The organism is Prosthecobacter sp., assembly GCF_014879935.1.
GTDB lineage: Bacteria > Verrucomicrobiota > Verrucomicrobiia > Verrucomicrobiales > Verrucomicrobiaceae > Prosthecobacter.
Map to the genome: position 1 here is coordinate 1 of NZ_JACSRD010000270.1, position 13,199 is coordinate 13,199.

Below are 13,199 nucleotides of genomic sequence, written 5' to 3' on the forward strand. Positions count from 1 at the left end.
GTTCTCGGTTCGTGGTGGAGGAGGCCGGTGGAGCCGTTTCAAGTTTCAGCTTTCATGAAGAACGAGGGACGAAGAACGACGTGTCGTTCGGGGCTCGCAGAGCTAAGAAGGAGCGGCTGTCGTCCGTATGTTCCGGCCATGATCCGCCGACTCCTGCCCCTCGCTGTTCTTTTCATCGCTCCATCGCTGCGTGCCGAATTCAAGGCGGGGGCGGCGGTGATCGACATCACGCCGCCGAAACTGCCGGTGCTGGTGAATGGCGGGATGCTGAGCCGCTACATCGACAAGATCAACACGCGGGTGAATGCGCGCGCAATCGTGGCGACGGATGGCCAGGAGCGGATCGCCATCGTGGTGGCGGACAGTTGCATGATGGGCCGGGAATTGCTCGATGAGGTGAAGAAGACGGCCGCGGAGAAGACGGGCATCGCCACGGATCACCTGCTGATCTCCGCCACGCATGCGCATTCGGCTCCGGCGTCGATGGGGTGCCTCGGGACGGATGCGGATCCGGATTACGTGCCGTTTTTGAAGGAGAAACTGGTGGAGGCGATCGTGGCGGCGCAGGCGGCGATGAAACCGGCACGGATTGGTTTTGCGAAGGCGAACGCGGCGGAGTTCACGGCGCTGCGGCAATGGATTCGCCGGCCGGACAAGGTGGTGGAGGATCCCTTTGGCAACCTGACGGTGCGCGCCAACATGCATGCGGGCCGCAACTGGGATGACGCGGTGGGCGAATCGGGGCCGGAGGACCCGGATCTGTCGCTGATCTCGATCCAAACGAAGGAAGGCCGGCCGCTGGCGGTGCTGGCGAATTTTTCGATGCACTACTTTGGCGACAAGGACATCAGCGCGGATTACTTCGGCCTGTTTTCGGAAGGCTTGAAGCAACGCATCGATCCGCAGGGCCAGATGGTGGGCATCATGTCGCATGGGTGCAGCGGCGACATTTACCGGACGGATTACACGGTGCCGGAGAAGGACCGGCCGAAGCCCACCATCGACGAATACACGCAGGGGCTGCTGGACATCGCGATGAAGGCCTACGCTGGCATCAAGCATGGCGATGACGTGCCCATCGCGATGGCGGAGAAGCGCATGACTTTGAAATATCGCACGCCGGACAAGCAGCGGCTGGAATGGGCGCAGCGCGTGATGGCCGAGGTGGGTGACCGTTCGCCGAAGACGCAGACGGAGGTGTATGCGCGGGAGCAGATCCTGCTGCATGAGAAGCAGCAGACGGAGATCGTGGTGCAGGCGCTGCGTATCGGCGAGATCGGGATCGCCACGACGCCGAACGAGACCTATGCGATCACTGGTTTGAAGATCAAAGCGGCCAGTCCCCTGCCCCACACGATGGTCATCGAACTGGCGAACGGCGGCGATGGTTACATCCCGCCGCCGGAGATGCATGCGTGGGGCGGCTACAACACCTGGGCGGCGCGTTCCGCCGGGCTGGAGGTGAATGCGGAGCCGAAGATCACGGCGGCGGCGATCGATCTGCTGGAACAAGTCTCCGGCAAGCCCCGCCACGCGTGGAAACTGAGCGATGGCGAGGCGGCGAAGGCGGTGCTGGCCCTGAAACCGCTGGCCTACTGGCGGCTGAATGAGTTCACCGGCCCGGTGGCGGCGGATGCGACCGCCCACGGCCACCACGCGACCTATGAACGCGATGTGGCCTATTACCTCGAAGGTCCGAAGTCGGGCCATTTCTGTGCGCAGGGTGCGGTCAATCGTGCGCCGCATCTGGTGGGCGCGAGGATTCGCACCCGGCTGGAGAGCCTGGGCGATCATTACACCGTTTCGATGTGGTGCTGGAACGGCATGCCGAACGACGGTCGCGACATCAGCGGCTGGCTTTTCTCACGCGGCCATGATCACAGCCTCGGCGTGTTCGGCGATCACCTGGGCGTGGGTGGCAAAGCCGGGCACACGGGGAAGCTGATCTTCTTCAGCGGATCGGACCTGGCGGAGGTCGCGGCCGGCAAGACGGAGATCCCGCGCTGGCAGTGGCAGCACATCGCGCTGGTGCGTGATGGCGAGAAAGTGCGCGTGTATCTCAATGGAGGGCTCGAAATCGAGACGAGCGCCCGGATCGATGCCTTCACGCCGCTGGGGGAATGCTTCTTCGGCGGACGCAGCGACCAGGACTCGAGCTGGGAGGGCCGGGTGGATGAGATCGCGGTGTTTGACCGGGCTCTGGGAGCGGCCGATGTGGCTAAACTGGGTGGGAATTGATCCGGCCGGCAGTGTTCATCCACACAGGGCAACCGCCCGAACTGTCTCTTGCATCCCCTGCCCGCCTCGTTATCGGCGTGAGTCCCTGATTCAAACAGGGCTGCCGGGAATCCCCGCAGACACTTCATGTCGGAACATAAAAACTCAAACAGTTGGACCCTGGCGCTCGTGGCGTTGGGGGTGGTCTTCGGGGACATCGGAACAAGTCCGCTTTACGCGCTTCGCGAGAGCCTCAACCACGCCCGTCCGCATCCCGGAGTGCCGCTGGACGTGCTGGGGCCGCTGTCGCTGATGTTCTGGTCCCTGCTGGTGATGGTGTGCTTCAAGTATCTGGGCTTCATCACCCGTGCGACGAACCAGGGGGAGGGCGGGATGTTTGCGCTGCTGACGCTGTTCCGCTCCGCGAAGCGATTCAAGCCGCAGACGACCGCCGGCGTGGTGCTGGGCGGCATCTTTGGCGCCTGCCTGCTGTATGGTGATGGCATGATCACCCCGGCGATCTCCGTGCTCTCCGCCGTCGAGGGCCTGGCGCTGCTGGATGCGCAGCTCGGCACTGATCTGGCGCATTACGTGGTGCCGATCTCCGCCGGGATCATCCTGGCGCTGTTCCTGGTGCAGAAGAACGGCACCGCGCGCATCGGCGTGGCCTTTGGTCCCATCATGGTGCTGTGGTTCGCGACGCTCGCGATCCTGGGGATCATCAACATCGGAGCCTATCCGGGCGTGTTTTCCGCCCTGCTGCCGCACCACGGCGTGAACTTCCTGCTGCATCACGGCCACGAGAGCTTTGTGCTGATGGGCCTGGTGTTGCTGGCGGTGACCGGCTGCGAGGCGATGTATGCGGACATCGGCCACTTTGGCCGACCGCCGCTGGTGAAGAGCTGGTATGTGCTGGTGCTGCCGGCGCTGATGCTCAACTACCTCGGCCAGGGAGCGCTGGTGCTTTCGAATGTCGAGGCCTCCCTGCAGCCGGACTACCATCACTTTTTCAGCCTCGTGCCGAAGCCGGCGCTGATCCCCGTCATCCTGCTGGCGACAGCGGCGACCATCATCGCGTCGCAGGCGATGATCACGGGCGTCTATTCGCTCACGCAGCAGGCGGTGCAGCTCGGCTACCTGCCACGACTGAAGATCATCCACACGAATCCCGACGTGCGCGGCCAGATCTACATGCCGCAGGTGAATTACCTGCTCATGATCGCCTGCCTGGCGCTGGTCTTCAATTTCAAGTCGTCCTCGAACCTCGCGGCGGCCTATGGTCTGTCCGTAGCCCTGGACATGACCTTCACGAGCATCCTGTTCTTCCTGGTGGCCCGGAACCTGTGGAAGTGGGCGCTGTGGAAGGCCGCGCTGCCGACGGTGATCTTCCTCGTGTTCGAGCTGGGCTACGTCTCCGGCAGCCTGCTGAAGTTCGTCGATGGTGCCTGGTTCCCGCTCGCGATCGGCCTCGGCATGTGGATCATCATGAAGACCTGGATGGACGGCCGCCAGATCCTCTATCAAGCGATGCTGCGGGGCCGCCTGCCCGTGAGTTTCCTGGTCGATGAGATCAAGAAAGACCGCATCATCCGAGTTCCCGGCACGGCGGTGTTCATGTCCGCCTCCGCCGAAGGCCTGCCGCTGGCGCTGCTGCATCACCTGAAGCACAACAAGGCGCTGCACAAGCAGGTCGTCCTGCTCACGATCCGGTTCGAGGAAAAGCCGCACGTTCCCGAGGACGAGCGCTTCGAGGTCGAGGAATTCCACGACGATTTCTTCCGCGTGGTGCTGCACTACGGATTCTCCGAATCGCCTGCTGTTTTCGAAGACCTTTGCGAGGCGCTGGAAACGCGCGGGAAGGTCAAGAAGGCCACCATCACCTTCTACCAAAGCCGCGAGGTGCTCCTGACCAATGGTCCGGGCAAAATGGCCCCGTGGCGCAAGAAGCTCTTCGTCATTCTGTCCCGCATCTCGCGGCCCGCGACGGGCTACTTCGACCTGCCACCACGGCAGGTCATCGAGCTCGGCATCCAGTTGGAGGTTTAAAGGCCCGCCGCTCCGATGCTTTCCATCCGCCGTGCCCTTCTCGCCATCCCCCTGCTGGCAGCGGGTGCGGCCATGGCCCAGTCACCGACGCACGCGAACATCGCCTACGGCCCGCATGAGCGGCAGAAGCTCGACTTTTACCAAGCGCAGTCCGATCAGCCGAAAACACCGCTGCTGTTCTTCATCCACGGCGGCGGCTGGATGACGGGAGACAAGGCGAACCCCGACTTTCTCGCCAAATGCCTCGAAAACGGCATCTCCGTGGCCTCAATCAACTACCGCTTCATCCCCGACGCGCAGGCCGAAAAGATCGACCCGCCCGTGAAGGCCTGCCTGGATGACTCGGCGCGTGCCTTGCAGTTCGTCCGCAGCAAGGCGGCCGAATGGCGCATCGACAAAGACCGCATCGGCGGCTGCGGCGGTTCGGCGGGCGGCTTCACCGCTCTGTGGCTCGCCTTTTCCCCTGACATGGCCGATCCCGCCAGCGCCGACCCCGTTTCACGCGAATCGACCCGATTGCGCTGCGTCATGGCCTTTGTCCCGCAGACCACGCTGGACCCGAGGCAGATGCAGGCGTGGATTCCCAACAACACTTATGGCAACCATGCCTTCGGCCTGCCCGGCATGGCCGACTTCGCGGCCAAACGGGACGCGTTGCTGCCATGGATCGAACGCTTTTCGCCCTACGCCCTGGCCAGCAAGGACGATCCGCCCGTGCTGCTGTTCTACGACAACCCGCCGAATCTCGGCCAGCCCTACAAGGACCCGCCGCACTGCGGGAACTTCGGCGCAGGCATCGCCGAGAAACTCAAAGCCGTCGGCATCGAGCACGAGATCAATTACAACAACGACTACGGCCACATGCGCTGGCCGGACCTGTTCGGGTTCATCGTCGAGAAACTCAAGCAATGAGCCGCAGGGCTACTCGATGAGCGACTCGAGCTCGTTCTCGCTGAGTCCTTCCATCAGCGGGGCCTGGTCGTTCAGGGTGGCCTCCACCAAGCCGCGTTTCTGCGCCTGAAGTTTGAGGATGCGCTCCTCCACCGTCCCGCGCATGACCAGCCGGTAGGCATTCACCACCTTCTGCTGGCCGATTCGGTGGGCACGGTCGATGGCTTGGGCTTCCACCGCCGGATTCCACCACGGGTCGGCCAGGATCACGCTGTCGGCAGCGGTCAGGTTCAGACCGTAGCCACCGGCTTTGAGGCTGATGAGGAAGATCCGGCAGTTCGGGTCCTTCTGGAAACGATCCACCTGCGCGGAACGGTCCTGGCTGCTGCCGTCGAGGTAGGCCAGTGGGTGCTTCAGCCCCTCAAACCGCTCCCGCATGAGGCGCAGGAACTGAACGAACTGGCTGAAGACGAGGGTTTTGCCGCCGGAAGCGAGTGCGGCCTCGGTTTGATCCATCAAAGCCGCCCACTTGCCGGACAAATCGTCCGCATCCAACCCGGTCAAGGTCTCCGGTCGGATGCCCGTGAGCCGCAAATCGCAGCAGACCTGCCGCAGACGCAGCAGGACCGTGAACATGGTCATTTTGGCCCCATTCTGGCCGGAACGGCGACGGGCGGCCTTGATCTCCTCCCGGCCTTCCTCCAGCACCTTGCGGTAGAACTCCGCCTGGGCCGCGCTGGGTGTGCACCAGAGCACCTGCTCGATCTTCTCCGGCAGATCCTTGAGCACCTGCCGTTTGGTCCGGCGGAGGAAGTAAGGCTGGGTCAGTTTCTGGAGCCTCACAGCCGCCGCCCGGCCAGCCGGAAGGTCCAAGCCACCCTGGATCGGGCTCTCGAAGCGCTCTTGGAAGGATTTCTGGTTTCCGAGATAGCCCGGCAGCGCGAACTGGAAAATGGACCACAAGTCGCGCACACCGTTCTCCAGCGGCGTTCCAGTCAGGGCCACGCGGCCGTCGGCCTTCAGGCTGCGCAGAGTCTTGGCGGCGTCGGTGTCTGGATTGCGTATGAAACTCGCCTCATCGAGCAAAATGAGGCCGAATCGAAGACCTTGGTAATGCTCAACATCCCTGACAACCAATTGATAAGAGCTCAATATCACGTCGTGAGCGGAAATCTGGCTGAGAGCCTTTTCGCGGCCACTCCCCTGCACCAACAGCACTTTCAGGTGCGGGGCGAAGCGCTCGAACTCAGCCTGCCAGTTCCCTAACAGCGATTTCGGACACACCACCAGCACCGGCCCGGCGTCCGGCTTCTGCTGCTTGAGATACCGGGCCAAAGCGATGCTCTGAACGGTCTTTCCAAGGCCCATTTCGTCCGCCAGAACGCCACCACGGCCCCGCAGAATCTGGGTAGTCATCCAGCAAACGCCTTCCATCTGGTAAGGGCGGAGCAAATCGGCCAGTTCGCCGATCTGGCCCCGAATTTCATCGCCTGACACCGACTTCTGCCGGTCTTCACTCTCGCTGAGGCCGAAGTAAGCCGAATGTGCGCCATGAACGCGAGCGCCTTCTGGCGTCAATTGTAACGGCACGTCACTCAAAGACTCCTCCAACTCGTCCACCGCCTCAACATCCAAAATGTAACGCTTACCGCGTGACTGAACCGTTCGCTGACCCGAGCGAACCAGGCGCAACACTTCCGAACGAGGCAAGCGGAAGCCATCGGCCGACTCATAGGCAAACTCCATGTTCAGCCAGTCGCCACTGCCACGCCCGCCTTCCGTGACAAAACGCGTCTGGGGAGCAATCCGCTGCACCCCTCGAGTAGCGTTACGCCAGCGTTCACCTTCCACTACTTTCACCTTCTTCCGCAGCCGATCGAGATCAGAGGCATAGAACTTGAGGATGTTATCTTCACGTTTCATCTGCAACACATCTAGCGTTACAAATTGAAAGCCCATCAGCTCCAAATAGCGCAAAAGAGCGGATTCTTCGTTTCTGTTCTGGACGTAAAAAGCAAACTCTGACTTTTCATCCTGAAGGGGAAAGGGAGAAGCCTTTAGCGGTTCCAGTGAAACTGGCCACTTGTGAGAAGTGTAACGCGCCCATATGCGCACCTCCAGGCTCTGCAAGGAACCATCCAGGTGCACCTCGAACTCACAGGGAACAGGTGAAACATGGAAGTGCTCCAGATCGGCCCCCTTGAGATCAAGTTGGAAACACTCCCCCAAAACTTCGCCCTGCTGCGCCAGCCAATGTAACGGCTTAATAACGCTCTTTTGCCGCAGTTCTTGTGCTAGCACCGCCAGCTCGGGATGGTTGGACGGCTGCCGGAAAAGCACCTGGGTGTCCCGACACAGCCACCAGGCCCCCAAAATGGGAAGGTGCGAATCCCCCCCCAGTTTCAGCCGCACCATGTGGCCTGGGGCTGTTTCGACCACCAGCGGCAGCCGGACGGGTTCCGCAGCCACCTGCAGGCGGGTTTCTTTGCCATTGGGTTTCCCAGCGAAGACTCGGGAATGATCGGCCAAAGTGACCAGAAAAGCGCTCAGGGCTTCGCCACGCAGCGAAATAGGCAGACTCTGCGGCTGCTTGATTCCCTGAGCGGCCAGCCAGCCCGCAAATGCCGACGTTTCAGACTCGCCACCCGCCTCGAACTTCACAAACACCCCGAATGGCTCCCTCGCCTGGCCCTGGAGCACCGTCTCGGGCAGATAGATCGAAAAACGGCCGGGGATGGTCGCCAGGGGCGGCGGCAGCGATGCTGAACCAGTTTTCGGCGGGTCGGTTGGGCGGGCAGAACCGGCTGAAGTCGTGGCCGGGGCGCTCGTTGAGGAGGCCCCACGTGGCGGGGCGGCTTTTGCCCGCACCTGCATCAGCGCCACCGCCAGCGCATGTTCGCAAATCTGGCCGCTGCGTCGTGCGTGAGGACATGTGCAGAGGTTCTCCACATCACTGCGGCTGCGGATCTTCAGGCCGGTGGTGAACTTCATCTTCCCGCCACCGGCCACCCCACGAAGCAAGCCGTCTTCCGCACTGGTGACCGATGCCATGCCTGCGTCCGCCAGTCCACGGGCGGCCTTCATGACCTGCCAGCCGCCGATTTCACTGAGCCATTTCTCTGTGATCTCCATTTTCTTTCTGGCGTCTCCCATCGTTTCTCGCCAAAGTCCAGCGCCAACTGCCTATGCGGATCGTTGCCATCTCCAATCAAAAAGGCGGGGTCGGAAAGACCACCACCGCCGTGAACCTCGCCGCCTGTCTCGCCCAGCGCGGGGTCCGGGTGTTGCTGGTCGATCTCGATCCGCAGGCCAACGCCACCAGCGGCCTCGGGCTGGCGCAGGAAGAGGGCGGCAGCATTTACGGAGCGCTCGTCGAGGGCCACGACCCGCGAAACGCCATCCGCAGCACGCGTTTGCCGAACCTGTCCATCATTCGCTCCCACCAGGAACTGGCCGGGTGCGAAATCGAGCTGGCCCAGTCCGGCAACCACATGGCCCGTCTCCGCGAGGTGCTGGCCCCGCTGCGGGCCTCCGGACATTTCGATTACGCCGTCCTGGACACCCCGCCCTCCCTGGGGGTGCTGATGACCGGTGCCCTGGCGGCCGCCGATGAGCTGCTGGTGCCGATCCAGTGCGAGTATTTCGGCCTGGAGGGTCTTTCGAAGATCGTCAGCATCACCCAGCAGATCCGGGATTGCGGGGCCAACCCCAATCTCCTGCTCGAAGGCATCGTCATGACGATGTACGACAGCCGGGCCAATCTGGCGAACCAGGTCGTGAACGACGTCCGCAATTACTTTGCCGAGACGGTCTATCAGACCATCATCCCCCGCACCGTCCGCCTGGGTGAGGCCCCCAGCTTTGGCAAAAGCATCATCGAATACGAGCCCTCCGGCCGTGGAGCGATGGCTTACGTGGCGCTGGCGGACGAGTTCATCGCCCGTCGTCGGCAGCCAGCCGCCGTGGCGGCCTGAGGCGAAAGGACACTGCCATGGACGGCTCTGGCATTCGCGGACGCGGCGCCGGGTTCAATCCTGATCAGCGCTTTGCTGAGCTGCATGTGGACTACGATCCGGGCGAGTCGCCCCAAAAGGTCGCGACCAAGCTCTTCCGCGATCATTCCTCGTCGATCATCTCCAAGCACAGCAGCCCTGACCTGCCCTTCGAGGCCAGCCTCAACCCCTACCGAGGCTGCGAGCACGGCTGCGCCTACTGCTACGCCCGGCCGACGCACGAATACCTCGGCTTTTCGGCCGGCGTGGACTTTGAGTCCCGCATCATGGTCAAAGACGACGCCCCTGCCCTGCTGCGGGCCGCCTTGCTCAAACCGAGCTACAAACCCGTCTGCCTCTCCCTCAGCGGCGTCACCGATCCGTATCAACCCATCGAGAAAAAACTGCGCATCACCCGTGGCTGCCTGGAAGTGCTCGCCGAGGCACGCCATCCGGTCGTTTTGATCACGAAGAACCATCTGATCACCCGCGATGTCGATTTGCTCGCCGAACTCGCCCGCCATCACGCCACGGCCGCCTACATCTCCATCACCACGCTCGATCCCGCCCTCGCCAGCAAGCTGGAACCGCGGGCGTCCTCCCCCAAGATGCGGCTGGAGGCCATCCGCGTCCTCAACGACGCCGGCGTGCCCGTTGGTGTCTCCACCGCGCCGATCATCCCAGGCCTCAACGACTCGGAGATCCCTGCGCTCATTGACGCCGCTCGGGCTGCCGGGGCGCAATTCGCCGGTTACACCGTCGTGCGGCTGCCCTTCGCGGTGAAGGACGTCTTCCGGGAGTGGCTCGACCTGCATTTTCCAGGCATGCGCGACAAGATTCTGAGCCGCATTGAAGAAACCCAGGGCAAAACGCTTTCCCATGGCGAGTTCGGCAAGCGCCTGAAAGGCGTGGGCGTCTGGTCCGACCAAATCGCCGCCCTGTTCCGCGTCTCCATCCAACGCGCCGGCATGCTCCACCGCCGCCCGCAAGTCAGCGCTGAAGCCTTCCGCCGCCCGCGTGATCCGGGCGGGCAGTTGGAGTTGTTTTGAGCCGGATCAGCCGCCAAAGGCGAACGAGGGCAGGCCTTTCGCTCCTGGGCGGCAGACGAACAACCGCCCGGCCAGCGGTTCTTCGAGACCGGGCTTGATGCCGGTGGTGATGTACAGATCGCGCAAATCGGGACCGCCGAAGGCGCAGGCGGTGGTTTCGATGCACGGGAAATCGATCTGCATCTCGATCTTCTGCGAGGTCGGATTGTAGCAGACCACCTTCGCTCCATGGCAAAAAGCAACCCACAGCCGGTCCTCGCTGTCGATCGTCATGCCGTCGGGCACGGAGGAGTCTGCGCTGGTGTCCCACACCACTCGCTCGTTGCTGATGACGCCTGCGGCGTTGTCGAAGTCGAAGGCACGCACCTTTTTGCTCGGCGTGTCGATGTAATACATCGTGCGCGTGTCGCGGCTCCAGATGATGCCGTTCGAGTTCGTCACGGGTGCGAATTTCTTTTCCAGCCGCAGGTCGGTGCGCAGGCAGTAGAGCGCGGCCTCAGGCCGTTTCTTCAAGCAGATCGTTCCGGCCCACAAACGCCCGGCAGGATCGCATTTGCCGTCGTTGAAGCGATTGTCCGGCATGTCTGGCTCGGGATCGGAAATCGGGGTGCTTTCACCCGTCGCTTCATCGAGGAAGAAGAAGCCGTTGTCCCCTGCCCAAACGAGTCCGCCTTGCGCTCGTGGGACCACGGTGCCGACGCGCTGGCCCACATCCCAGATTTTCTCCTCACCCGTGGCCGGAGTGAAGGCGATGATCTTGTGCGTCTCGATATCGACGTAAAGCAGCCGGTCCTTGTGCCAGATCGGGCCTTCGCCCCAGACGGAAACGTGATTGGAGATGGGTTCGGGAGTCATAGGGTCAGCGTGGAGTGGTTGAAAACGGACGCTTGGCCTGAGTGATGAAGGCCTCGGCCAGATAATGCGGAATCAAGGGCTGCGTGGCAAGCCCGGCGATCTCATCAGCGCTCAATCGGAAGACGTTCTGCGCCAGACGTTTTGCGCAGGGTTTGGCGAGGCACACCTGCTCCAACCCGAGCGGCACTTTGGCATCAAACGTCAGCCACTCACCGCCTGAAACGCGCTCGCGGGCCACTTCGGGCGAAACCGTCTCGACCTCGGGCCGCAGCCTGCCGTTTTCGACCTTCGCCAGGTAGAAACTCTGCCGCCGAGCATCGCCGATGACGGAATAACTGGATGGCGCATCAATGTCTGGCGCGGTGAGCGACGACCAGCCGATGCACCACACCCTGCGGGACAGCCCGACGCCTTGCGCCGCGGCAATCGCGATCCGGACGCCGGTGTAGGAGCCCGGGCCGGTGCCGATGACGATTCCCGCCAGTTCATTGCCCGCAGCGGTGAGCGCCTCACGCAACGGCGCGAAGACCTGTGCATTGTGCGAGCGCTCGGACTGGAAAACCGACTCAAACAGCACGTCATCGCCCCGCATAACGGCGATGCTGCCTTGGGCGGTGGAGAGATCGAGAGCGAGGAGAGTCTGCTTCATTTAGCGAGCGGCCCTTCCGTGACACGTCGCGAGCCATCCGGCAAGGCTTCGATGTGAAACCAGCGTGTGTTCGGCGGCATCAAATCGGGAAACATGTCGGCCCACTCGACGATGATGACGCCCGGTTCGCTCAAGAACTCGTCCCAGCCGATGCCGATGACCTCCGCAGCGCTTTCCATGCGGTAGAAGTCGAAATGGAAGACCGGCAGCCGTCCGTCGAGGTATTCATGCACCAGCGTGAAGGTCGGACTCGTCACCTCGGCCTTCGATTGCATGCCCTCGACGATGCCGCGCGTGATCTGCGTCTTCCCCGCGCCAAGATTGCCGCACAACGCGATCACATCGCCCGGGGCGAGAGTCGGCGCGAGTTGTGTGCCCCAGGTGTGGGCGTCGTCGGCGGTGGCCAGCGTGATCATGCGTCAGCGCTGAGCGCGAAGTGATCCCAGCCGGTGCTTTCGAAGTCCGGCGGACGGCCTTCCCCCGGCAGCACAAGCTTGCCGATCACCGTGAGCGGCAATTTAGGAAAGGCGTCGTTCCATTTGCGCATCAAGGAACGCAGCGTGCGCGGATTCACCGCGAGGAGCAGTTCGTAATCTTCGCCGTCGCCCCAGGCCTGATCGAAGGTGCAGCCGGGATTGCAGGGCAGCGAGGCCACATTGACCTGGAAATGCGTGCCGCTGGCCAAAGCGAGGCGCGGCAGGTCTTTCGCAAGACCGTCGCTGATGTCCATCATGGCATGCGGATGCGCGTTTTCGGAGAGCCAGCGGCCTTCTTCGAGACGCGGTGTGAACTTGAGGTGCTTGCCCTTGATGGAGCCGCCGAGACGGCCGGTGACGAGCAGCACATCGCCCGCCTTGCCCTCGCTGCGTGACATCCAGCGCTTGGACGGCACGGTGCCGGTCATCGAAATCGACAGCATGAGCACCAGACCGCGTGAAGTCTCGCCACCGACGAGATTGATGCCGTAGTCCTTCGCGATAGCCTTCATGCCGCGATAGACGTCGGTAAGAAACTCGACCTCCATGCTCGGCGGAGCGACCAAGGTGATCATGGCATGCCGCGGCGTGCCACCCATGGCCGCGAAGTCACTCACGACTCGTGCAATGGCCTTCCGCCCGATGAGTTTCGGCGGTGTTTCGAGCGTGAAATGCACGTCCTGCACCAGCGCGTCGGTTTTGAGCAGCGTGTGCTCATTTTTCGTGCTGCGCACGACGGCGCAGTCATCGCCCGCACCGGCAATGACATCGCGATCGAGCTTCACACCGCGCATGAGGCGGTGGATGAGGTTGTCTTCTCCGATGTCGGCGAGAGTGGGCATGAGGGGAAATGACGAATGCAGAATGACGAATGTCGAATCAACCCTGAAATCCGAATGATGAAGGCAGACGGCAGGCCTCGATCACCTGGTTTCGAAATCCGGCCATTCGGGCTTCATTCGTCATTCGTCATTCGTCATTCGTCATTCGTCATTCGTCATTCGTCATTCGTCATTCGTCATTC

10 protein-coding genes are annotated in these 13,199 nt (G+C 62.5%); 5 read left to right on the top strand and 5 right to left on the bottom strand.

What is annotated here, in order from left to right:
- Window positions 1–138: 138 nt before the first annotated feature.
- From IAE77_RS29575 to IAE77_RS29585, 3 genes are all read left to right on the top strand, one after another.
- Window positions 139–2,238: a neutral/alkaline non-lysosomal ceramidase N-terminal domain-containing protein gene (locus tag IAE77_RS29575; protein ID WP_294235058.1), complete on the top strand. Its 2,100-nt coding sequence runs from the start codon at window positions 139–141 to the stop codon at window positions 2,236–2,238.
- Between the two features lie 126 nt (window positions 2,239–2,364).
- Window positions 2,365–4,263 (top strand): KUP/HAK/KT family potassium transporter, encoded by a 1,899-nt coding sequence (locus IAE77_RS29580; RefSeq protein ID WP_294235059.1) that lies wholly within the window; start codon window positions 2,365–2,367, stop codon window positions 4,261–4,263.
- A 15-nt stretch (window positions 4,264–4,278) separates the two neighbouring features.
- Window positions 4,279–5,175 (top strand): alpha/beta hydrolase, encoded by an 897-nt coding sequence (locus tag IAE77_RS29585; RefSeq protein ID WP_294235061.1) that lies wholly within the window; start codon window positions 4,279–4,281, stop codon window positions 5,173–5,175.
- Between the two features lie 9 nt (window positions 5,176–5,184).
- On the opposite strand, the gene IAE77_RS29590 is transcribed toward IAE77_RS29585, so the two are convergent.
- The gene (locus tag IAE77_RS29590; protein ID WP_294235063.1) at window positions 5,185–8,205 is read right to left on the bottom strand and encodes a DEAD/DEAH box helicase; all 3,021 of its coding nucleotides are present in this window, start codon (window positions 8,203–8,205) and stop codon (window positions 5,185–5,187) included.
- 134 nt (window positions 8,206–8,339) lie between these two features.
- Here IAE77_RS29590 and IAE77_RS29595 point away from each other — a divergent pair, with 134 nt between their 5' ends.
- Together IAE77_RS29595 and IAE77_RS29600 are read left to right on the top strand one after the other, a co-directional pair.
- Entirely contained in the window at window positions 8,340–9,128 is a 789-nt protein-coding gene (locus IAE77_RS29595; protein WP_294235065.1) for a ParA family protein, read from the top strand.
- A gap of 17 nt (window positions 9,129–9,145) precedes the next feature.
- Window positions 9,146–10,195 (top strand): PA0069 family radical SAM protein, encoded by a 1,050-nt coding sequence (locus IAE77_RS29600; RefSeq protein ID WP_294235067.1) that lies wholly within the window; start codon window positions 9,146–9,148, stop codon window positions 10,193–10,195.
- A 6-nt stretch (window positions 10,196–10,201) separates the two neighbouring features.
- On the opposite strand, the gene IAE77_RS29605 is transcribed toward IAE77_RS29600, so the two are convergent.
- From IAE77_RS29605 to thiL, 4 genes are read right to left on the bottom strand one after another with little or no spacing between them, the layout of a single operon-like run.
- On the bottom strand, window positions 10,202–11,050 hold the full coding sequence (locus IAE77_RS29605; RefSeq protein ID WP_294235070.1) for an SMP-30/gluconolactonase/LRE family protein: 849 nt from the start codon (window positions 11,048–11,050) through the stop codon (window positions 10,202–10,204).
- Between the two features lie 4 nt (window positions 11,051–11,054).
- Window positions 11,055–11,699 carry a tRNA (adenosine(37)-N6)-threonylcarbamoyltransferase complex dimerization subunit type 1 TsaB gene (tsaB, locus tag IAE77_RS29610; RefSeq protein ID WP_294235071.1) on the bottom strand — a complete coding sequence of 215 codons (645 nt, stop codon included), beginning with the start codon at window positions 11,697–11,699 and terminating at the stop codon, window positions 11,055–11,057.
- Window positions 11,696–12,115, bottom strand: a complete 420-nt coding sequence (gene tsaE / locus IAE77_RS29615; protein ID WP_294235073.1) for a tRNA (adenosine(37)-N6)-threonylcarbamoyltransferase complex ATPase subunit type 1 TsaE — start codon at window positions 12,113–12,115, stop codon at window positions 11,696–11,698. The genes tsaB and tsaE overlap by 4 nt, the downstream gene beginning before the upstream one ends.
- Window positions 12,112–13,017: a thiamine-phosphate kinase gene (gene thiL, locus IAE77_RS29620; RefSeq protein WP_294235075.1), complete on the bottom strand. Its 906-nt coding sequence runs from the start codon at window positions 13,015–13,017 to the stop codon at window positions 12,112–12,114. Before thiL ends, tsaE begins: the two co-directional genes overlap by 4 nt.
- Window positions 13,018–13,199 lie beyond the last annotated feature (182 nt).